The 22,353-nt window shown below is 72.2% G+C and carries 15 protein-coding genes; 7 read left to right on the top strand and 8 right to left on the bottom strand.

Going from position 1 to position 22,353, the window contains the following annotated elements; all coding sequences use genetic code 11:
• Positions 1-52: 52 nt before the first annotated feature.
• From OG948_RS23385 to OG948_RS23370, 4 genes are all read right to left on the bottom strand, one after another.
• A complete protein-coding gene (locus tag OG948_RS23385) occupies positions 53-3,544 on the bottom strand; it encodes a UvrD-helicase domain-containing protein (protein ID WP_406298361.1) in 3,492 nt (1,163 codons plus the stop codon).
• Between the two features lie 90 nt (positions 3,545-3,634).
• On the bottom strand, positions 3,635-4,351 hold the full coding sequence (locus OG948_RS23380) for a hypothetical protein (RefSeq protein WP_406298360.1): 717 nt from the start codon (positions 4,349-4,351) through the stop codon (positions 3,635-3,637).
• A 141-nt stretch (positions 4,352-4,492) separates the two neighbouring features.
• The gene (locus tag OG948_RS23375) at positions 4,493-7,738 is read right to left on the bottom strand and encodes an ATP-dependent helicase (protein WP_406298359.1); all 3,246 of its coding nucleotides are present in this window, start codon (positions 7,736-7,738) and stop codon (positions 4,493-4,495) included.
• A gap of 225 nt (positions 7,739-7,963) precedes the next feature.
• Positions 7,964-8,320 (bottom strand): MGMT family protein, encoded by a 357-nt coding sequence (locus OG948_RS23370; protein WP_406298358.1) that lies wholly within the window; start codon positions 8,318-8,320, stop codon positions 7,964-7,966.
• A 213-nt stretch (positions 8,321-8,533) separates the two neighbouring features.
• On the opposite strand from OG948_RS23370, the gene OG948_RS23365 reads away from it, so the two are divergent.
• Complete coding sequence (locus OG948_RS23365; protein WP_406298357.1) at positions 8,534-10,876, top strand: YbhN family protein; 2,343 nt, start codon at positions 8,534-8,536, stop codon at positions 10,874-10,876.
• 165 nt (positions 10,877-11,041) lie between these two features.
• On the opposite strand, the gene moeZ is transcribed toward OG948_RS23365, so the two are convergent.
• The 3 genes from moeZ to OG948_RS23350 form a co-directional block, all read right to left on the bottom strand.
• On the bottom strand, positions 11,042-12,250 hold the full coding sequence (gene moeZ / locus OG948_RS23360; protein ID WP_406298356.1) for an adenylyltransferase/sulfurtransferase MoeZ: 1,209 nt from the start codon (positions 12,248-12,250) through the stop codon (positions 11,042-11,044).
• 131 nt (positions 12,251-12,381) lie between these two features.
• On the bottom strand, positions 12,382-14,295 hold the full coding sequence (locus OG948_RS23355) for a DUF3152 domain-containing protein (protein ID WP_406298355.1): 1,914 nt from the start codon (positions 14,293-14,295) through the stop codon (positions 12,382-12,384).
• 10 nt (positions 14,296-14,305) lie between these two features.
• On the bottom strand, positions 14,306-15,247 hold the full coding sequence (locus OG948_RS23350; protein ID WP_406298354.1) for an alpha/beta fold hydrolase: 942 nt from the start codon (positions 15,245-15,247) through the stop codon (positions 14,306-14,308).
• 227 nt (positions 15,248-15,474) lie between these two features.
• Here OG948_RS23350 and OG948_RS23345 point away from each other — a divergent pair, with 227 nt between their 5' ends.
• The 3 genes from OG948_RS23345 to OG948_RS23335 all read left to right on the top strand — a co-directional run bounded on the left by OG948_RS23345 (position 15,475) and on the right by OG948_RS23335 (position 16,986).
• Positions 15,475-15,720 carry a hypothetical protein gene (locus OG948_RS23345; RefSeq protein WP_406298353.1) on the top strand — a complete coding sequence of 82 codons (246 nt, stop codon included), beginning with the start codon at positions 15,475-15,477 and terminating at the stop codon, positions 15,718-15,720.
• A gap of 219 nt (positions 15,721-15,939) precedes the next feature.
• Positions 15,940-16,578, top strand: coding sequence for a TetR/AcrR family transcriptional regulator (locus OG948_RS23340; RefSeq protein ID WP_395866312.1), 639 nt, complete (start codon positions 15,940-15,942; stop codon positions 16,576-16,578).
• Between the two features lie 177 nt (positions 16,579-16,755).
• Entirely contained in the window at positions 16,756-16,986 is a 231-nt protein-coding gene (locus OG948_RS23335) for a DUF3107 domain-containing protein (protein WP_395866525.1), read from the top strand.
• Positions 16,987-17,094: 108 nt separating this feature from the next.
• Here the strand turns inward: OG948_RS23335 and OG948_RS23330 are convergent, their stop codons facing one another.
• The gene (locus tag OG948_RS23330; protein ID WP_395866314.1) at positions 17,095-17,775 is read right to left on the bottom strand and encodes a ferritin-like fold-containing protein; all 681 of its coding nucleotides are present in this window, start codon (positions 17,773-17,775) and stop codon (positions 17,095-17,097) included.
• Between the two features lie 420 nt (positions 17,776-18,195).
• On the opposite strand from OG948_RS23330, the gene OG948_RS23325 reads away from it, so the two are divergent.
• The 3 genes from OG948_RS23325 to OG948_RS23315 all read left to right on the top strand — a co-directional run bounded on the left by OG948_RS23325 (position 18,196) and on the right by OG948_RS23315 (position 22,066).
• Positions 18,196-19,767, top strand: coding sequence for a DEAD/DEAH box helicase (locus OG948_RS23325; protein WP_406298352.1), 1,572 nt, complete (start codon positions 18,196-18,198; stop codon positions 19,765-19,767).
• 143 nt (positions 19,768-19,910) lie between these two features.
• Positions 19,911-20,804 (top strand): alpha/beta fold hydrolase, encoded by an 894-nt coding sequence (locus OG948_RS23320; protein ID WP_406298351.1) that lies wholly within the window; start codon positions 19,911-19,913, stop codon positions 20,802-20,804.
• A 194-nt stretch (positions 20,805-20,998) separates the two neighbouring features.
• A complete protein-coding gene (locus OG948_RS23315; RefSeq protein WP_406298350.1) occupies positions 20,999-22,066 on the top strand; it encodes a class I SAM-dependent methyltransferase in 1,068 nt (355 codons plus the stop codon).
• The last annotated feature ends 287 nt before the right edge of the window (positions 22,067-22,353 follow it).

The raw sequence follows: 22,353 nt of genomic DNA, 5'->3' as shown, positions 1-22,353 counted from the left end.
CGGAAACCGGCCGCATCGGGCCCATCGTCACCCGACCGGGGTTTCCTCCGGATCAAGAACCCTGGTCCGGGCCCGGTTCGTCACCTTCCGTGAACAACTGTTCCAGTTCGTCTCGCCCGGGCAAACCCTTGGGCCGGACGAGTTCCCCGGTGCGCACGTACAAGAACGCGGCGGAGACCTCCTCGATCGGCACGTCGGCGTATTCGGCCCAGGCCAACCGGTAGACCGCGAGCTGGAGCGGGTCCGCGTTCTGCACCCGGTTGGTCTTCCAGTCGACCACCTCGAACCCCGTGCCCTCGCGATAGACCGCGTCGATCCGGCCGCGCACGATCCGGCCGCCGAGGAAGAGCTGGAAGGGCGCCTCCACCCGGTAGGGGGCGCGCTGCGCGTAGGGCGTGCGCAGGAACGCCTCCTGGAGCGCGAGCAGGTCCGCCTCGTCGGTGATCTCCTCGTCGGCCGCGCCCGGCAGGTCGTCCGGTTCCAGCAGGGGGCGCTCGCCGAACAACGACTCGACCCACGCGTGGAAGCGGGTGCCGCGGCGGGCCGCGGGGGCGGGCGGGCGCGGCATCGGCCGGGCCAGTTCGCGGGCGAGGCCGTCCGGGTCGTTGGACAGGCGCAACATCTGGGACGCGGACAACGTCGCGGGCAGCGGCACCTCGCGCACCCCGGATCGGCCGCGGCGCAGTTCCTCGGCCAGCCGGACCAGGTCGCGGTCCCACGACTCGATCAGGGCCAGTTCGTCCGGGGTGGGCTCGAACCGGCCGGCGGCGCCGGTCGCGGGGCCCTCGACCGCCGGGTGCCCGGCGCGCACCTCGTCGGTGTGTTCGCGGGCGTCGTCGTGATCGCGCGAGGGCAGGTCGCGGGCGGGCGGCCCGGGGTCGTGCTCCGGCGGCGGCGCCTCGTGCTCCGGGTCCGGCGGGATGTGCGCGTCGTAGACCTCGACCGGCACCCGCTCGTCGTCGGTCGGAGCCGTGGCGACCGTGAACTCGGGCTCGGGCTCGGTCCGAGGCTCGGACTCGGGCTCGGACTCGACCGACGGGTGCTGCATCGCGTGGTCGACCCGCCGGGCGGCCTCGCGCCGGGCGAGTTCGGCGAGCACCGCGTCGGCCGCCCGGCGGCGCTCCACCAGCGCGGTCGGGTCCAGCGGCAGCGGCCAGGCGTGTTCGAGGGTGTCCGCCAGATACGGGTTGACCGGCTCGGCGGGTTCGGGCGTCCACACCTCGACAGTGCCGTTGCCGGCCCGGCAGTGCTCGCGAAGCCGGGTGAGGAACGCCGACGGGCCGCGCGGCTTCTTCTGGGTCGGCCCCCACCAGTGGCCGGACGCGATCAGCAGTTGTTTGGGGCGGGTGAAGGTCACGTAGCCCAGGCGCAGCTCCTCGGTCGCCTGGTGCTCGCGCATCGCGGCGTCGAACGCCTTGAAGCCCTTGGGCGTCAGGTCCGGCAACACCGCGAGCGCGTCCGCGTCGCCGCGCAGCGGGTGCGGCAGCGCCTTGCCGTTGGTGATCCACTTGGTCTGCGTACGCACGCTCGGGAAGACGCCCTCGATCAACCCGGGGACCACCACCACCTCCCACTCCAGGCCCTTGGACTTGTGCGCGGTGAGCACCTTCACCGAGTCGCCGGCCGTGGGCAGGCTGCCGTCCAGCCCCTTGTCGTGTTCGGCGGCGGTGCGCAGGAAGGCCAGGAACGCGGTGAGCGAGGGGTCGCCGTCCAGGTCGGCGAAGCCCGCCGCGACGTCCAGGAACGCGTGCAGCGTCTCCCGGCGGCGCGCGGCCAGCGCGCCGGGCGACGCGGACAGCTCGACCTCCAGGCCGGTACCGGCCAGCACCCGGTGCAGCAGGTCCATCAGCGGCTCGCCCAGGTGCCGGCGCAGGTCGCGGATCTCGGTGGCGACCCGGGCGAACCGGCGGCGCGCCTCGGCCGAGAAGGGGTGGTGCTCGCCGGGGTCGGCGAGCGCGTCGGAGAGCGAGACCACCTCGGTGGGGTCGATCCCGGCCACCGCCTCCTCCAGGCGCGCGTCCGCGTCGTCGGCGCCGGCCCGATCGACGCGAACCAGCTCGGCGGCCCGGCGACCGAGCAGGGCCAGGTCGCGCGGCCCGATCCGCCAGCGCGGCCCGGCCAGCAGACGCACCAGCGCGGAGTTGGCGGTGGGGTCGTCGAGCACCTCGCACACGGCCACCAGGTCGGCCACCTCGGGCAGGTGCAGCAGCCCGGACAGGCCGACCACCTCGACCGGGATGTCGCGGCGCACCAGCGCGGCGTGGATGTCCGCGAAGTCGGCCGCGGTGCGCGCGAGCACGGCGACGTCGCCGGGGGTGATCGGGTCGCCGTTCTTGTCCAGGACGGTGCCGATCGCGGTACCGATCCGGTCCGCGAGCCAGTCGATCTCCGCACGGTGGGTGGGCAGCAGCGCCGCGACGGCCCACCCCTCGTGTTCGGCGCCGGGACCCGGGCGCAGCGCCTCCACACCGCTCTCGGGGGTGCGCAGCGGCTCGGAGAGGTCGTTGGCGAAGGCCAGGATCCGGCCGCCGCTGCGCCGGTTCTCGGACAGCGCGTAGCGGGCCGCGGGGGTGCCGTCGCGCTGCGGGAAGTGCACCGGGAAGTCGTGGATGTTGGCGACCGAGGCGCCGCGCCAGCCGTAGATCGCCTGGCACGGGTCGCCGACCGCGGTCACCGGGTGGCCGTGCCCGAACAGCCCCTGCAGCAGCACGCGTTGGGCCACCGAGGTGTCCTGGTACTCGTCCAGGAGCACGACCCTGTAGGTGTCGCGCAGGATCTCGCCGACCTCGGGCCGCTCCCCCGCGATCCTGGCCGCGTAGGCGATCTGGTCGCCGAAGTCGAGCAGGTCGCGGCCGCTCTTGGCGTGCGCGTACGCGTCGACCAGGCGGGTCAGGTCGAGCCGGTTCCGCGCGGCGTCGGCGGCCTTGCGCGCGGCGGCGGAGGGCTTCGCGGCGGCCTCCACGTCGGCGACGAAGGCCCGGTCCCACTCCTGGAGCCGGTCGACGGGCACCAGGTGCTCGGCGAGTTCGCCGCCCAGGTGCAGGACGGAGGCCACCACGTCGGGCAGCCGGCCGGTCAGCGTGGGGAACGGGCCCCGCGCGGTGCGCGCGGCCCGGGCGGCGAGCTGGTAGCGCGTCGCGTCGGCGAGCAACCGGGCGGAGGGTTCCAGGCCGATCCGCAGCCCGTGCTCCTGGAGCAGCCGGCCGGCGAACGCGTGATACGTGGACACGGTCGGCTCGCCCGCGTCCTCGTCGGCCGGGATCTCGCCGCCGCGCAGTTGGGCGATCGCCTTGCGCACGCGCTGCGCCAGCTCACCGGCGGCCTTGTTGGTGAAGGTGAGGCCGAGCACCTGGTCGGGACGCACCGCACCGGTGCCCACCAGCCACACCACCCGCGCGGTCATCACCGTGGTCTTGCCGGATCCGGCCCCGGCCACGATCACCCCGGGGCTCAGCGGCGCGAGCACCGCGTCGAGCTGCTCCGGTGTGAAGGGGATCCCCAGGAGGCGACACAGGTCGTCCGGGTCGGTCAGTACGGCGTGCACCGGAGGAACACTAGCCCCGCACGGCGACAGGAGCGGTCGCGGTGCGGGGCCGGTGTGGGCGCGGGACCGGTGTCCGGGCGGGGCGCCCGATCACGCGTCCTTGAATCGGCCCTTGAGTTCTTCCTTGGTGATCGACTCGGCCGGCGCGGTGGGCTCGCACTTGCTCTTGCCCTTGGTGAACTTCACCGACATGTCGCCGTCGCCCTCGGACTTGGCCAGGTAGGGGTAGGGCTTGCCCTTCTCCCGCACGTAGACGGTGGTCGTGACGCCGTCCTCGTCCTTCTTGCCGAGCGGGATCACCTTCACGCCGTCGATCTCGACCGGCTCGCCCTTGCTCACCCCGTCGGTGGAGCCGTCGAAGAGGTCGGCCATGCTGCCGGGGCCGCCGTCCTCGTCGTCGACCGGGGTCTTGACCCACTTGCCGGACACCAGCGCCACGGCCCGATCCAGGACCGCGGCCGGGACGGAGTCGCTCATCGACTTCTTCCAGAAGGCCGAGCCGGCCTTCATGTACTGGTCCTTGCCGACGATGATCATCTCGACCGGGTCGCCGTCGATGACCATCTTGCCCTGCACGTCCGCGCCGTTGCGGATGCACAGGTCCCACTCGATCCTGGTCTCCTCGTCCCGACCACCGCCGACCATCTTGTAGTCGGCGACGGATTCGAGCAGTCGCTGCGCCTCGTCGGCCAACACCTTGGCGTCGGTTCCGGCGTTCGACTTCGCCTCCGAGCCGCCACAGGCGGTCAGCCCGGCGAAGGCGACAGCGACGACGGGGACGATCGCAAACATACGTGCAGTGCGCACGAAACTCCTTGACTCGGGGACCGGAGTGACCTGCGCACGAGTATGGCCATGGCAAAGAAAGCATGATCAACCGCCCCGATACGTGCGGCTTCACAGGGAAATGCCGGCCGGCGGACGCGTCGAAACCGGCCGGCACACCGGCTAGTCGACCGTCATCCGTCCCTCCGGACGCGCGCTGCAACACTTGCGGAAATCGCACATGTCGCAGTGCGAACCCGTGCTGGGGGTGAACCGCTCGCCGATGATCCGGCCGGCCACGTCCGCGAGCAACCCGCCCACCCACGTCCCGCCGTCCGGCCCGGGCAGCGGCGGGTCCTGGGCCAGCACCAGCGGCTGCTCGGCGTCGCCCTTCTCCGACGTGCGCAACTGGATCAACTCGGCACCGCCGGAGGCCGGTCGCCCGCCCTCGAAGCCGGGCAGATCGTCGAGCGCGCCGGCCGCGACCGCGACCTGGTACACCGCGAGTTGCGGGTGGTCCTCGATCTCGGTGCGGGTCGGCGGCCGACGCCCGGTCTTGAAGTCGACCACGTACGCGAGGCCGTCCTCGCCGCGCTCGACCCGGTCCATCGAGCCCCGGATCACCACCCGGTACTCGCCCGCGGTCAGCTCGACCTCGAAGCCGTGCTCGGTCGCCGCGACCACCCGGTGCCGTTCGTGGGTGTGCCAGGACAGGAACCGCTCCAGCGCCGTCCGGGCCTCGTCCTTCTGCTGCTCGGACTGCCACGGCGCGTCGAACGCCAACGCGTCCCACACCCGGTCCAGCCGGTCCATCAGCACCGGCAACTCGGCCGCGGTCGCGCCGGTACCCACCTCGTCCGCGAGCGCGTGCACCACGTTGCCGAAGCCCAGCGCCGCCGAGCGCGGCGAGTCCGCGTGCACCTCGCTGCCCAGAAACCAGCTCAGCGCGCAGTCGCGCACCTTGGCCACCGAACTGCCGGACAGGCGCACCGCGCCATCCGGATCCCGGATCGGCACCCCCGGATCGGTCGGCGCCACCAGTCCCCACCACCGATCCGGGTGCGCGGCCGGCACCAGCGGATGACCCTCGTCGTCGCGCAGGTCCGCGAGCGCGGCCAACCTCCGCGCGGCGGCCCGGCGCAGCACGGCGGGCGCCAGCGGATCCACCGCCGCCGACCGCAGCTCGGCCACCAGCGCCGAGGTGGACAGCGGACGCCGGGGCCGCTCCTTGACCTCCACCGGCGTGACCCCCAGCTCCTCCAGGAAGCGCGAGGGCTGATCGCCGTCGTCGTAGCTGGAGTCGACCGCGGTCACCACCAGCCGCTCCTTCGCCCGGGTGACCGCGACGTAGAACAACCGCCGCTCCTCGGCGAGCAGCGCGCCCGGCGACAGCGGCTCGGCCAGGCCGTCCGAACCGATCCGGTCCGCCTCCAGCAGCGAACCCCGACGACGCAGGTCCGGCCACAGCCCCTCCTGCACCCCGTGCACCACCACCAGGCGCCACTGCAGGCCCTTGGCCCGGTGCGCGGTCAGCAAGCGCACCGACTCGCCGCGCAGCGCGCTGTCGTCGAGCCGGTCGCCGGGGATCTGCTGGGCCTTGAGCTCGGCCAGGAAGTTCAGCGCGCCCCGATGGCCGGCCCGCTCCTCGGCCTTGGCGGCCACCTCGAACAGGGCCACCACCGCGTCCAGGTCGCGGTCCGCGTTGCGCCCGGCGGTACCGCCGCGCAGCACCGCGCGCTCCAGCCGTCCGGGCCACGGCGTGCCCTGCCACAGCTCCCACAGCGCGTCCTCGGTGCTGCCGCCGCCCGTGAGCACCTCGCGCGCCTTGCGGACGAGCATGCCCAGGCGCAACGCGCCGCCGCCGACCCGCTGCTCTATCCCGACCAGTTGACCGGGCTCGGCCAGCGCGTCCCGGATCAGCTCGGCGGAGGGCCGGGTACTGGTCACCGAGGCGCCCGACGCGGCCCGCTCCTCGGCCCGCAGCGCCCGCCCGAGCAGGCGCAGATCGCCCGCGTCCAACCCCCCCAGCGGAGACTGCAACAACGAGCGCGCGGTCTCCGCGTCCAACACGTTCGGATCCGCCGCCACGTGCAGCGCGGTCAACAGCGGCGACACCGCCTGCTCGGCCGCGATCGGCAACTCGTCGCCGGCGATCTCCAACGGCACCCCGGCGGCCGACAGCGCCCGCCGCAGACCCGGGATCGAACGTGCGCCCGAGCGCACCAGCACGGCCATCTCCCCCCACGGCACACCCTCCTCCAGGTGCGCGCGGCGCAGGATGTCGGCGATGTTGTCCAGCTCCGCGCCGGGCGTGGGATACGTGTACACCTCGACCCGGCTCGGGTCCCGCTCACCCGACACCGACGGGATCAACTCGCGGTGCGCGCGCACCCGGTCGCCGGGCAGCCGGCTCAGCGGCATGCGCTGGGTGACCACCCGGGACGCGGCCAGCAGCCCGGCCGGCGCCCGGCGCGAGGTGCGCAGCACGACGATGTCCGCGGGCTCGCCGTCGGCACGCGGGAAGCGGTGCGGGAAGTCGAGGATGCCGTTCACGTCCGCGCCGCGGAACGCGTAGATGGACTGGTCCGGGTCACCCACCGCGATCAGGTCCCGCCCGTCCCCGGCCAGCGCCGCCAGCAGGCGCACCTGCGCCGGGTCGGTGTCCTGATATTCGTCGACGAACACCGCCTTGTAGCGCCCGCGCAGGATCTCGGCGGTCTCCGGCCGCTCGGCGAGCAACACCGCGCGATGTACCAGTTCGGCGTAGTCGACCACGCCCTGCGCGTCGATCACGTCCAGGTACTCGGCCAGGAAGTCGGCCGCGGCCCCCCAGTCCCGGCGCCCGGTGTCCTTGGCGAACCGGGCCAACGCGTCCGGATCGAGCCCGAGTTCGCGGCTGCGCGCGATCACCGCGCGCACCTCGTCGGCGAAGCCCCGGGTGCCCACCGCCGCACGCAGCTCGGCGGGCCAGCTCTGGCTGCCCTCCTCGACCCCGCCCGCGAGCAGTTCGCGCACGAACACGTCCTGCTCGGGACCGGTCAACAGGCGCAGCGGATAGCTGAACAACTCGGCCGGCTGGTGTTCGCGCACCAGTGCGTAGCAGAACGAGTGGAACGTGGTCGCGGTCGGCACCGCCGCGGTCCGCGCCCCGGCGGCGCGCAACCGCGCGGTCAACCGGTCGCGCAGTTCGCCCGCCGCCTTGCGACCGAAGGTCAGGACCAGGATCTCCTCCGGCCGGATCCCGCGCGCCACCCGCTCGGCGACCGCCTCCACGAGCACCGTGGTCTTGCCCGTGCCGGGACCCGCGAGCACGAGCAGCGGCCCGCCGCGGTGCTCGACGACGGCACGCTGATAGTCGTCGGGGATCACGGGCGCGGGCGGGGCCACGGGGGTGCGCCGCAGGCGGTACGCCGGGGTCGGGGTGGTCATCTGGCCGAAAGTGCCTTCGGGTCGCCGTCGAATCCTGTGTCTGCACGGGCCGCGCCGTCGACAGGTCGGACAGCGGTCTCGGTCGCGGTGGGTCGGCCGCGCCCCGGTCGGCAGGGCGCGGCCGATGCCCATCAGATCACACCCGGCCCGCTCGCCCCGGGAGCACACAGGACTTCCGGGACCGGATCGGGGCGCGACCACTGTGACCCGGCCCACCCCGCACGGTCAGGAGATCGGCGGATCCTCCCGGTCGGCGGGCGCCTCCGCGGGCACCTCGTCGGGCGCCGGCACCCAGCGCGCCCGCCCGATGTCCACCCGCTCGCCGCCCGAACGCAACGGCGTGCCCTCGGCCCGGTAGTGCCCGGGCGCGCGCACCGCGTGGCTCGGCGGCAACGAGCCGTCCGCGCGCACCACCCGCCACCAGGGCACCCCGCCGCCGTACAGCGCCATCACGCGGCCGACCTGCCGAGGGCCGCCTTCCTGGAGGGCCTCGGCGACGTCCCCGTAGGCCATCACCCGCCCGGGCGGGATGCGCTCGACCAGGTCGAGCACCCGCTCGGCGAAGGGGTTAGGGTCACTCATCCGCACATGGTGACAGAGTCGTCGGACACGGGGTCGGACGACCGCCCGCCCCTTTCGGCCGCACTACGGCGCGGCCGGGCGCAATCCCGGGCGCGGGTCGTGGCACCATCGACGCGGTGGTGACGGGTGATTCGAGAGCATGACGAAACGATCGCGACGGGGGCCCCCGGGAACGGGCGCGCCCTCGTAGTCGAGCCCTCACAACCGCTGCGTGTGCACCGATCGTCCGATTTGATCCGAGTCCTGCTCGGTGTGCTCACCCTCGGCGTCGTCTTCTTCCTGGCCAGTATCGCCCGGCAGACCACCTCCGGCCTGGAATCGGACATCGTCCGCGGCGCCCAGAACAGCACGCCGCACCTGCTGCTCAACCTCTCCGGCGGGGTGTTCGCCGTCGCGGTGCTCGTGGTGCCGGTGGCCTACGGGATCGAACGCCTGATCAGCCGGGACGGGTTGCGGGTCGCCGACGGGGTGATCGCCGCCGCCATGACCTACCTGGCCTCGCTCGGCCTGGACTGGTGGATCACCGGCCCCGGCCCCGAGGCGCTGCGCGACGCGCTCACCCGCCCGCTGCCGCTGCCGCGGAGCGGCTGGACCGACCCGGTGCACGGCTACCTCGCGCCGATCGTCGCCTACGTCACCGCGGTCGGCCTGGTCCGCAGACCGCGCTGGCAGTTGGTGGTGTGGACGCTGCTCCTGCTGAACGCGGCGACCGTCCTGGTCGGCGGGTACACCACCCCCGTCGCGCTGCTCACCAGCGTGTTGTTCGGCCGCACCATCGCCTACGCCACGCTGTACGCGGTCGGCCTGCCGAACACCCGGCCGCCGGCCGAGTCGGTGGTCGCCGCGCTGCGCCGGTTCGGCCTGGTCGCGTTGTCCTGCGTGCGCACCGACGACGGCCCCGAGGAGACCCGCCGCTACGCGGTCCGGCTGGCCGACGAGCGGCTGCTGGACGTCACCGTGCTGGACCGCGACCAGCAGGCCTCCGGCGCGATCTACCGCTTCTACCGCCGCCTGGTGCTGCGTGGGGTCACCCAGCGCCGCACCGTGTTGTCCACCCGCCGCGCGCTGGAGCAGGAGTCGCTGATGGCGTACGCCTGCGCCGACGCGGGAGTGCGCGCGCCGCGGCTGGTGGCCACCACCGAGGTCGGCCCGGACGCCGCGCTGCTCGCCTACGCGCACGTGCCCGGCCGCACCCTGGAAACCCTCGAGGACGACGAGCTCACCGACGAGCTGCTGGCCCGGCTGTGGGGGCTGCTGGGGCTGCTCCAGGCACACCGGCTCACCCACCGGCGGTTGGTCGCCGAGAGCATCCTGGTGGACGGCACCGGCGAGCCGTGGCTGGTGGACCTGCGAGCCGGCGAGATCGCCTCCAGCGATCTGGCGCTGCGGATCGACACCGCGCAGTTGCTCACCACCATCGCGCTGCGGGTGGGCGAGGAGCGCGCGGTGCACACCGCCGCGGAGGTGCTCGGCGCGGACACCGTGGCCGCGTGCCTGCCGCTGTTGCAGAAGGTCGCGCTCAGCCGAAGCACCCGCGCGGTGCTGCGCAAGGACAAGAACCTGCTCTCCCGGATCCGCGAGCAGATCCTGGAGTTGCGTCCGCAGGCCGAGGTCGAGCCGGTCCGCCTGGAGCGGGTCCGCGCGCGCACCCTGGTCACCGTGGTGGCCAGCGCGTTCGCGGGCTACTTCCTGCTGTCCCAGCTCAGCCACGTGGACCTGGGCGAGATCTTCGACAGCGCGAACTGGGGCTGGGCGGCGATCGGCCTGCTGGCCTCCTCGCTCAGCTACGTGTGCGCGGCGCTGATGTTGCTCGGCTTCGTCCCGGAACGGCTGTCGCTGTTTCGTACCACTGTGGTGCAACTCGCCGGCTCGTTCGTGAAGTTGGTCGCGCCACCGGCGGTCAGCGGCGTCGCGTTGAACACCCGCTACCTACAGAAGGCGGGCATCCCGCCCACCCTCGCCGCCGCGAGCGTGGGCGTCTCGCAGTTGGGCGGCCTGGTCTTCCACGTCGGCCTGTTGGCCTTCTTCGGCTACATCGCGGGCACCGCCGAGACGCCGTCCTTCGCGCCGTCGGGCGCGGTGATCGCGGGCCTGTTGGTCCTGGCCCTGGTGACGCTGCTGGTGATGGCCGTACCGCCGCTGCGGCGCTGGATCGTCAAGCGGCTGCGCCAACTCTTCTCCGGCATCGTGCCGCGTCTGCTGGACGTGCTCCAGACCCCCACCAAGCTCGCGGCCGGGCTGGGCGGCACGGTGTTGCTCACGCTGTCCTTCATCCTGTGTCTGGACGCCAGCGTGCGGGCCTTCGGCGGCTCGGCCAACTTCGCCGCGATCGCGGTGGTCTTCCTGGCCGGCAACGCGATCGGCTCGGCCGCACCCACCCCTGGCGGCATCGGCGCGGTCGAGGCGGCCCTGATCGCGGGCCTGACCAGCACCGCGCGCCTGCCGTTCGAGACCGCGACGGCCGCCGTCCTGCTCTACCGCTTCCTGACCTTCTGGCTGCCGGTCCTGCCCGGCTGGCTCGCCTTCACCCACCTGCAACGCAAACAGGCGATCTGAGCCCTCGCCACGGCTCGAAAAAACGCCGGACGGGCCGATGGGAATCGGCCCGTCCGGCGTTCGAGGATCATCCGGCCGAAGCCCGATCCCGTCCGGCTCGTCCGGCGTGTGCGGACGCCTCGGCCGCAGGTCGGGTCCGACCCACGGCCGTCCGGCCCCGAGGACCTAGTAGACCGGCTTCTCCGGCTCGATCTGGTTGACCCACCCGATCACACCGCCGCCCACGTGCACCGCGTCGGCGAAGCCCGCGCTCTTGAGCACCGCCAGCACCTCGGCCGAGCGCACGCCCGTCTTGCAGTTGAGCACGATCCGCTTGTCCTGCGGCAGTTCCTCCAGGGCCCGGCCCATCAGGAACTCGTTCTTCGGGATCAGCCGCGAACCCGGGATCCTGACGATCTCGTACTCGCCCGGCTCACGAACGTCGATCAGGTCGATGTTCTCGCCCGCGTCGAGCCATTCCTTGAGCCGGCGGGGCGTGATGGTCGAACCGAGCGCGGCCTCCTGGGCCTCCTCGGAGACCACGCCGCAGAACGCCTCGTAGTCGATCAGCTCGGTCACGGTCGGGTTCTTCCCGCACACCGCGCACTCGGGGTCCTTGCGCACCTTGACGGTGCGGTACGTCATCTCCAGCGCGTCGTAGATCATCAGCCGGCCGACCAGCGGCTCGCCGATGCCCATCAGCAGCTTGATCGCCTCGTTGACCTGGATCGAGCCGATCGAGGCGCACAGCACGCCCAGCACGCCGCCCTCGGCGCACGAGGGCACCATGCCGGGCGGCGGGGGCTCCGGGTACAGGCAGCGGTAGCACGGGCCGTGCTCGGACCAGAACACGCTGGCCTGGCCGTCGAAGCGGTAGATCGAACCCCAGATGTACGGCTTGTTCAGCAGTACACAGGCGTCGTTGACCAGGTACCTGGTGGCGAAGTTGTCCGTGCCGTCGACGATCAGGTCGTACTGCCCGAAGATCTCCATCACGTTGTCGGCCTCGAGCCGCTCTTCGTGCAGGACGACCTTGGTGTACGGGTTGATCTCCTTGACCGAGTCGCGCGCGGACTCGGCCTTGGAGCGACCGATGTCGCTCTGTCCGTGGATGATCTGACGCTGCAGGTTCGACTCGTCGACGGTGTCGAACTCGACGATGCCGAGGGTGCCGACACCGGCCGCGGCGAGGTACATCAGCGCCGGCGAGCCCAGGCCACCGGCGCCCACACAGAGCACCTTGGCGTTCTTCAGCCGCTTCTGCCCGTCCATCCCGACGTCGGGGATGATCAGGTGGCGCGAATAACGACGGACCTCGTCGACGGTCAGCTCGGTGGCCGGCTCGACCAGGGGTGGTAGCTGCGACACGGAAACTCCGATGGTCGGACTGTTCATCTCGGCTCTTTTCCTACCGCAACAGTGCCACGCTCGTCCCGATTCCCGGGCATCGGGTCCGGTCCGTGAGATTCGCGCGCGCGAGGGCCTTCCGGGCGCCTTCGACGGCGCCCGGAGCGGCTCGGCCGGCCCTACTTGGTGAGCTTGCCCGTCGGGTACGGCCACGGGTTGGCCTCGCAGGTCTCGCCCTTCATCGCACCCTCACTGGCGACCCGGGTCTTGGTCTGCTGCATCATCACCGGGGCCAGGTTCGAGCCGATGCCGCCCGCACCGCAGGACTTCTCGTGGTTGTGCCCGAGCCGGTGCCCGACCTCGTGGTTGATCAGCATCTGCCGGTAGCCGACGATGTCGTCTCCGTAGGCGGTCGAGCCCTGCGCCCAGCGCCACGCGTTGATCATCACGTACCGGGTGCCGTACGCGTCGCACGAGACGTTGTCCGCGCTGGTGTCGCCCACGAGCGGGGTGCACGCCTTGTGCACCGACTGCGGGCTGGCCAGCCGCACCACGAAGTCCGCCTTCGGCGAGTTGTCGGTGCGCTCGAAGGTCAATCCGCCGGTGGCCCAACTGCGCTTGTCGTTCAGGGTCTTCTGCACCGTCGTGGCGAACAGCTCGCCGTCCAGTTGCAGGCCCTGCTCGATCTCCACGGCGTACGTGTACTTGCGACCGGGGCCGGGCGCGGCCTCCTTGCCGGGCACCGTGTCGAAGCTGCCGCTCAGGCCGAGCTTGGGATCGAGCGGGAAGCGCACGGTGAGCTGGTCGGTGGTGGTCGGCGACGCGGGCGTCGGCAGCGGCAACGACGAGGCGCCGCCCTGCGCGACCGGGTCGCGATCCGAGGAGCGCGACGCGGCCTGGTCGGTCGGCCGGGGCGCGGCACCCGGCCCGGCCTGGTCGTCGCCGGAAGCCTGGCTGGAGGTGCCCTCGTCGGGCATCTGGAGCACGACCGCGCCGGCGAGCACCGCACCGGTGACCACCGCGCCGCTCGCCGCGACCAGCGTGCGCCGGCCCTTGCGGGGCGCGGGACGGTTCGCCCGCCGGGACTGCGCGCGGCCCTTCGGCGGGGCGCTCCCGGCGTCCGGCTCGAAGCCGTACTCCGGCTCGGGCTCCACCGCGTACGCCGACTCCGACTCCGCGTCCGCGAAGTCCTCGCCCGGTTCGGTCGCGAACGAGAGTTGTTCCAGGTCGAGTTCGGGGGCCGACACGGCCCACGGCTCGGCCTCCATCGCATACTGCCCGGCACCGGGACCGGCCGCCTGCGCCGACTCTGCGGGCATCTCGTACAGCGCGTCCACCAGCGGATCGCGCACGGGCGACACCGCCTGGTAGGCGCCCGACGTGTCGTAGCCGTAGCCGACGAAGCTCTGCGGCTCGAACGTGGTGGTGTCGTACATCGGCGCGGCGGGCGCCTCGACGACCGCGTGCATGCCACTGGGGTAGCCGTCCGCGGCGTACAGGTCGTTCGCGTGGCCCACCGCCGTGTAGCCGCCGGTGGCGTACGGGTCGGCGCCGTAGGAGTCCGCGCCGTAGGCGTCACCGCCGAACGAGCCGGTCGCGAACGCGGTCGCGCCGAACGTATCGGTGCCGAACCCATCGGTGTTGAAGGTGTCGGTGTTGAAGGTGTCCGCGCCGAACGTCTGTGCCGCGTAGCCGCCCGAGGCGGCCTGCGCGCCGTACGGCTCCAGCGGGTCGTCCCAGTGCGCGGGCTCGCCGGGCATCGTCCCGGTCGCAGTCCAGGTCCCGGAGCCGGCCTCCGGCGCGGGGTGCTCCCAGCCGTGCTGCTGCCCGCCGTCGTACCCGAGGCCGCCCTGCGGAGCGGCCTGGTAGCCGCCGTAGCCGGGGTCCGCGGGGTAGTCGTGGTAGCCGGTGTCCTGCCCGGGATACGCGCCCGCGTACGAGGTGTCGGCCAGGCCGCCGGCGTATCCGTCCTGCTGCGCCTGTCCATATGCGCCCTGCTGCGGCACCGCGGCGTAGCCGCCGGACAGTGCGTCGTCCGGCAACCCCTCACCGCCGTACTGCACGCTCGTCTGCGTTCCCGAGTGACGTCCCATGAGTCTGCGTTCACCCCACCACGTTCGACGGCGATAGGGCCCCGTCGAGAAGTTCGCGGAAACCCCGGGCCACCACGCGGGGGTGTTCGAGCATGGCCACGTGCCCGGAGTCGGGCACCACCAGCAGTCGTGCGTCCGGGAACGTCTCGGTCGCGCGCTTGGCCATGCGCGGGTCGACCAATCTGTCCCGGCGCCCGTAGACGAGCAGCGTCGACGCCCGCACGTCGGCCGCCTGCCGCCACAACGCCCGCTCGCCGCGCTCCAGGTAGGCCCCGATGACCGACCGGGTCGAGTGCGAGAACGCGTCCATCATGTACGGGAGTTCGAGTCGACGCCGGTACTCGGCGGCGGCGTCGGCGAAAGCCTTGTCACCGACCGTGTCCGGGTTGCCGTACATCATCGCGATCGACATCCGGGTGCGCTGCTCGGGCGTCATGTTGCGGCTGAGCCGCAGCAGCGCGCGACCCACGCCGGGCACGCCGAGCATCGCCGTCGGCAGCACCGACGTACGCACCCGCAGGTCCGGCAGCGCGGGCGAGATCAGGGTCAGCGTGCGGACCAGGTCCGGGCGTCGCGCGGCGAGCCGGGTGGCCACCGCACCGCCCATCGAATTGCCGAACACGTGCACCGGGCCCTTGCGCAGGGACAGGATCGCGCCCTCGACCGCACGACAGTGCGCGGAGATCGAGTAGTCCCCGTTCCGCGGCGGCGGCGAATACCCGAACCCGGGCAGGTCGATCATCTCCACGGAAAGATCCGACCGCAGTTCGGCGGCCAGTTCCGTCCAGTTCAGGGAGGAGCCGCCGAGGCCGTGGATCATCATCGCGGGCGGCAGGTCGGCGTCGCGGAGCGCGTCGCGGCGCACCACGACCTCGCTGCCGGTGGCGACTTCGACCGTACGCGCAGGCCAAGGCGTCGCGTCGGCTTCGCTTGCGGGGCTGATGGTCGTCACGGTGGGCAATATTACGAGATGATCACTGAGACGGAAGGGCGGATGCCTCGACCGGCTTCGTCGGCCCGGGTGCTCTCGGCTCTTATGCCCTGTTTCATGACGTCACTGTAAACGCTTCCCACATCACGTTTCGACATCGATCCCGAAAGTGCGGCAACACACGCCGGGCGGATCATGGACTTGCGGGAAGCCCGCATAGCGGCGCGCCGCACGGGCAGGGAGGCCGTATGTACCGCATCGACGAAACCCCCGAGTTCGAAGACGTCACCGAAGGTGACGCCGCACTCTCCGACGAGACGGCCGACGACCCCGAGATTCCGGTTCCGGACGCGGTGGATCAGCACACCGCGGTGGTGGCGGACGACGGCGACGGCGATCCCGTATGGGAGTCGGTGCCCGATGGCGTGGACCCCGCGGACGCGACCGAGCAGCGCCGGGGAGTCGGGCGCCGGGAGGACGACGACTATCGCTGAGGGTCGGTTCCCGCGCCGCAGCCCAGGGCTCGCGACCACCCTCCGCGCACTTCACGCGCCCCCTTGCGGGGGTCGTCACAGGCGCGGGATCCTGTTTCGTTGCGCCACGAAACTTACGCCCTGGGTTACCCGAAAGTAGGATGACGTGGTGGAGAGACCCGCCGGATCACCGAACCATCCGGTGTCCGCGACACGTTGAGCGACACCTTGAGGAGCCCCGTGACAGCCATCCAGGATGCGGACCCCCGTCCTCGCGGTACCCGGCTGCCCCGGCTCGCGCGCAGGACGCAACTCCTCGGCGCCGCCCAGGAAGTCTTCGTCAAGCAGGGCTACCACGCGGCCGCGATGGACGACATCGCCGAATGCGCCGGCGTCAGCAAGCCCGTGCTGTACCAACACTTCCCCGGCAAGTTGGAGCTGTATCTGGCGCTGCTCGACCAGCACTGCGAGGCGCTGTTCGCGGCGGTGCAGCGCGCGCTGGAGTCGACGCACGACAACAAGTTCCGCGTGGCCGCCACGGTCGACGCCTACTTCGCGTTCGTGGACGACGACGGCGGCGCGTTCCGTCTGGTCTTCGAGTCGGATCTGACCAACGAGAGCGCCGTGCGCGAGCGCGTCGAGCGGGTCAGCGAGATGTGCGCCGAGGCGGTGAGCAAGATCATCGCCGAGGACACCGGGCTCGGTCAGGAGGAATCGATGCTCCTGGCGATCGGCCTGACCGGCATGGCGCAGGTCACCGCGCGCTATTGGATCGCGCGCGGCGCGACCATCCCGCGCGACGCCGCCTCGCTACTGGTCTCGTCGTTGTCCTGGCGCGGCATCTCGCGGTTCCCGCGCAAGGACGACCCGCAGCACTGAACGCCCGCCGACCTGCGGCGTCGGGCCGGGGACGCGCTTGTTCCCGTCCGGCGTTCGCGTTCGGCGTACCCGTCATGGCGTTGGGTGACCCCGGCTCTCGACTAGCCTGCTGGAATGGGTACGGCCCGCGGTCGTCGCGGCGCCGATCTCCAGAATTTCAAGGCCGGAGGGACAGCCGTGGAGATCAAGATCGGCGTACAGCACGCCGGGCGGGAACTGGTGCTGGAGAGCACGGACAACCCGGAGGACGTCGAGCGGGCCATCGCCGACGCGCTGTCGGGGGCGTCCAAGCTGCTGTCCCTGACGGACGAGAAGGGCCGCCGGGTGATCGTGCCCGCCGACCGTCTCGCCTACGTCGAGATCGGCGAGTCGTCGGCGCGCAAGGTCGGCTTCGGCGCCAACGCCTGAGTGCCGGGTGCCGACACCGGCACCGCACGACCCGAGGGTGGGTGGATCCGCACGCGGATCCACCCACCCTCGGGTTTTCGGCAATGTTTTTCGGGATCCCGCTCCGGGTCAGGACGCCAGCCCGAGCGCGGCCATCCGCTGCTGGTGCGCCTCGGTGATCCGGTTGAACATCCGCCCGATCTCGGCCAGGTCGAATCCGGGGCCCGCCCCGCCGCCGATCAGCATCGTGGACAACACGTCCCGCTCCGCGGCCACCCGCTGCGCCTGGCTGAGCGCCTCGCCCATCAGCCGCCGCCCCCACAGCGCGAGCCGGCCCGCCACCTTGGGGTCGCGCTCGATCGCCGAGCGCACCGCGTCGACCACGAAGGCCGAGTGCCCGGTGTCGCGCTGCACCTCGACGATCAGATCCCGGCTGACCTCGTCCAGGTGCGCGGCCACCTCGCGGTAGAAGTCGGCCGCGATGCCGTCGCCCACGTACGCCTTGACCAGGCCCTCCAGCCAGTCGGCGGGCGCGGTGTGCACATGGAACTCGTCCAGTGGCGCGATGAACGGATCCATCGCGGCGGCGGGGTCCGCGCCCAGCGCGGCGATGCGGTCGCGCAGCAGCGTGTAGTGCTGGAACTCGGCCACCGCCATCGCGGCCAGCGCGGCCTTGTCGTCCACCGTCGGCGCCATCTTGGCGTCCTCGGCGAGCCGCTCGAAGGCGGTGATCTCGCCGTAGGCGAGTACGCCGAGCAGTTCGATCACGGCGGCCCGCATCTCCCCGGTCGGCTCCGTACCTGCGCTCATGTCGGCCCCTTCGTCCGTGCCCGCCGCCCCAGTGTTCACAAGTACGCAGCGTAGTGAGCGCACCATGGTCACGGGGGCACCACGTCCGGGCGGAGTCGCCCATCTCCGGACAAGCAGTAATGAGCATCACCCCACCGGCCGCACCTCGCCGGGTACAGTGGTAGTGAACGCGGATGCCCGGTCGGAGGACGACTGGCTCCGACCGACCCGCTCGGGTGGCCGCCCGAAGGCGAGAGGTCCCGTGGAGCGCCCCGCAATTTCGGTGGGCGCCATGGTCTCGACCCGCTTTCGGTACGGACGGCCCCCAAACACACAGAAGAGGCTGGACCCCTGACAACTTTTCGCGAACTCGGAGTACTTTCGGAGACCGCCGAGGCCCTCGAGGCGCTCGGCATCATCGAGGCCTTTCCCGTCCAGGAGATGACCCTTCCGGTCGCTCTGTCCGGCAACGACGTGATCGGCCAGGCCAAGACCGGAACGGGCAAGACCCTCGGCTTCGGCATCCCACTGCTGCAGCGGATCACCGTCGCGGCCGACATCGAGGCCGGCCGCGCGCCCGCCGGCACGGTTGCCGGGCGTACGCCGCAGGCCCTGGTCGTGGTGCCCACGCGCGAGCTGTGCGTGCAGGTCACCAACGACCTCCAAGCCGCGGGCAAGCTGCGCAACGTGCGCGTGCTGGCCGTGTACGGCGGGCGGGCGTACGAACCGCAGATCGACACGCTCAAGAAGGGCGTCGACGTCGTCGTCGGCACCCCGGGTCGACTGCTCGACCTGGTCGGACAGGGTCACGTGAACCTGTCCGAGGTCAAGATGCTGGTGCTGGACGAGGCCGACGAGATGCTCGACCTGGGCTTCCTGCCCGACGTCGAGAAGATCGTCGAGCGCCTCCCGGCCCGCCGCCAGACGATGTTGTTCTCGGCCACCATGCCGGGTCAGATCATCACCCTCGCGCGCCGCTACATGAGCCGCCCCACGCACATCCGCGCGTCCGAGCCGGACGACGCGGGCGCCACCGTCAAGTCGGTCCAGCAGCGCGTCTACCGCGCGCACGGCCTGGACAAGCCCGAACTGATGGCCCGGGTACTCCAGGCCAACGGGCGCGGCCTGGTGATGGTGTTCTGCCGGACCAAGCGCACCGCGGCCGACTTGGCCCAGGGCCTGGCCGAGCGCGGCTTCGCCTCCGCCGCCGTGCACGGCGACCTCGGTCAGGGCGCGCGGGAGCAGGCGCTGCGCGCGTTCCGCAACGGCAAGGTGGACGTGCTCGTGGCCACCGACGTCGCGGCCCGCGGGATCGACGTCGAGGGTGTCACCCACGTGGTGAACTACCAGTGCCCCGACGACGAGAAGACCTACCTGCACCGGATCGGTCGCACCGGCCGCGCGGGCGCCTCCGGCACCGCGGTGACGCTGGTGGACTGGGAGGACATCCCGCGCTGGAGCCTGATCAACAAGGCGCTGGACCTGGGCTTCGCCGAACCGGTCGAGACCTACTCGACCTCGCCGCACCTGTTCACCGACCTGGACATCCCCACCACCGTGGGCAGCGTGCTGCCGCGCGCCGACCGCACCCGTGCGGGCCTGGGCGCGGAGGACGTCGAGGACCTGGGCGAGACCGGCAAGAACAGCCGGGGCAACTCGGGCCGCAAGGGCACCGGTGGGCGCAGCCGCAGCGGTCCCGCCACGTCCGGGCCGGCCGCCTCGGGCCCGTCCTCGGCCGACGCCGAGGCGAGCGACCCCAGCCGCCGTCGGGCACCGGGCTCGCGCCGTCGTCGTCGCGTCAACGGTGAGACCGGCGAGGCCGTCGTGCTCGACCCCACCGCGACGTTCGTCGAACCGTCGGCCGTGCCCGCCCAGGCGGCTCCCGTCGACGGCCCGGCCGTCGTCGCGGACGCGGACGCGGACGGCGAGCGCGCGCCGCGCCGTCGCCGTCGCCGCACCCGTCGCCGTCCCGAGGGTGCCGAGGCCGGCGCCGTGGCGACCGACGAGGGCTGACCCACGAGGGCCGGCGCTCGACCACCGGCTCGAAGGTCGGCCGAACACGAGGCCGACGGCCTCCGGTGTGGAGTGTGGACGATCACGTCCGCGCTTCGCGGCGGAGGCCGTCGTCGTACCTGTGGGTAAGTAGGCTCGCAGCCGTGAGTACGCCACGCTTTCTGACCTTGCCCGGGACCGTCCGCTCCCGTCGCCTGGCGACCGGGCGCGGACGATTCGCCGTCCTGGAGTCCGCCCCGCCGACCGCCGCGCCGCGCCTGGGCACCGCCGTGCTGGTACCCGGGTTCACCGGCAGCAAGGAGGACTTCATCGCGCTCGGCGACCCGCTGGCGCGACGCGGCTTCCATACGGTGTCCGTGGACCAGCGCGGCCAGTACGAGACCGAGGGTCCGACGGATCCGGCGGCGTACACCCGCGACGCGCTCGTGGCGGACGTGCTCGCGATCGCCGACGCGGTGGCCCCGGGCGAGCCGATCCACCTGGTGGGGCACTCCTTCGGCGGCCTGGTGTGCCGTTCGGTGGCCCTGCGCGCGCCGCACCGACTGGCCTCGCTGACGCTGATGAGCACCGGGCCGGCGGCGATCTGCCCGGACGAGATCACCCGGCTCCTGCTGCTCGAGGAGGTGCTCCCGGTGCTCTCCCGGCAGGAGGTGTGGGACGCGATGCGGGCCATGGAACTCGAGGAGGGCCTGCTGCCGCCCGCCGACCCGGTGATCGCCGAGTTCGTGCACGCCCGCTGGCTGGGCACCACCCCCGAGGGCCTGCTCGGCATGGCCGAACAACTGCGCACCGAACCCGACCGGGTGGCCGAACTGGCCGCGCTCGTGACCGCCGGCCTGCCCGCGCTGGTGGTCTCCGGCGTCGAGGACTACGCGTGGCCGCTGCCCTGGCAGGCCGAGATGGCCGACCGCCTGGGCGTACCGCACGTGGTGATCCCGGACACGCACCACTCGCCCAACGTGGAATCGCCCGACGCCACGGCGGCGGCCCTGGCCGACTTCTGGACGAGCGTGCCGGCATACGCGGATCGGGCCTGAACCCGGACGCGAGCGGCGACGGGTCCGAGGTCTCGGGCCCGTCGGATCGGGCGTAGCGTGGCAACGGAGACACTTCTCTCACCACGGGCGTCGCCCGTGCTCTCGGTGTCCGGACATCCGGGGAGACCACCCCGGCACGCGGGGGGCGGCGCACCCACGGCGGCTCCCGTCGAGCCGACCGACCGGGAGTTGCCATGACCGTCATCGACGTCGACCCCGCGCGACAGGAAGCCTTCGCGGGACGGATGCTCAACATCTTCGACAACGCCTGTCTGGCCTTCCTGACCAGCGTCGGCCACCAGACCGGGCTGTTCGACACGATGGCCGGGATGCCGGCCGCGACGAGCGACGAGATCGCCCGGTCCTGCGGGTTGACCGAGCGCTACGTGCGCGAGTGGCTGGGCGGAATGGTCACCGGCGGGATCGTCGAATACTTCCCGGAGACGGCCACGTATCGGCTGCCGCCCGAGCACGCGGCGTCGCTGACCCGCGCGGCCGGGCCGGACAACCTGGCCGGCCTGACCCAGTACCTGGCGCTGATGGGCGAGGTCGAGCAGCAGGTCGTCAACGCGTTCCGGCAGGGCGGTGGCGTGCCGTACTCGGCCTACCCGCGCTTCCAGGCGCTCCAGGCCGAGGAGTCCGGCCGGATCTGGGACGCGGCGCTGGTGCAGGGCGTACTGCCGATGGTGCCCGGGCTGACCGAGCGCCTGACGGCGGGTATCGACGTGCTGGACGTGGGGACGGGTCAGGGGCACGTGGTGAACGTGCTGGCCCGGGCGTTCCCGAAGAGCCGGGTCAAAGGCGTGGACATCTCCACCCAGGGCATCGCCGCTGCGCGCCGCGAGGCCGAGCAACTGGGCTTGGACAACGCCGAGTTCACGGTGGTCGACGCCGCCGAGCCGCTCGGCTCGCACGATCTGATCACCGCGTTCGACGTGATCCACGACCTGGCCCGGCCGACCCGCACGCTGGCGGCGGTCTCCGACGCGCTGCGCGAGGACGGCGTGTTCCTGATGGGCGAGGTCAACGCCTCCAGCCGCTTGGAGGAGAACCTCGACCATCCCCTGGGCCCGGGGCTGTACACGTTCTCGGTCTTCTACTGCATGACCGTCTCGCTGGGCGAGGGCGGCGAGGGCCTGGGCACGGCGTGGGGCCGACAGGCCGCCCGCGCCGCTCTCACGAGCGTCGGCTTCACCGACATCGAGAGCCACTCCCTGGAGGGCGACTTCCTCAACGTGTATTACGCGGCCCGGAAGGGCTGACCGGCCCGACCAGACGAGGCGAACGGTGGGAGCGACGGTCCGCGACCATGCCTCCCCGCAAGATCCGGACGACTCCCGGCCGCACCTGTCGACGTCGCCACACCCCATGACCTACGTCACTGGTCCGCCTCTACTGAACTCACCGGTAACGTCCCTATCCTCGGAGCCATCCGCCGACGCACTCGCCGAGCCGTCGTCACCCGACCCACCCGGGCGGGTATCCGACCGGGGCTCGACGATCGTCGGACGCGAACGTCCTGATCGATGTGCCACCAGGTGAGAGGGGA

It is taken from the genome of Embleya sp. NBC_00888, from assembly GCF_045207655.1.
In the GTDB taxonomy this organism is placed as follows: Bacteria; Actinomycetota; Actinomycetes; order Streptomycetales; family Streptomycetaceae; genus Embleya.
This window is presented reverse-complemented; position numbering and strand designations above follow the sequence as displayed.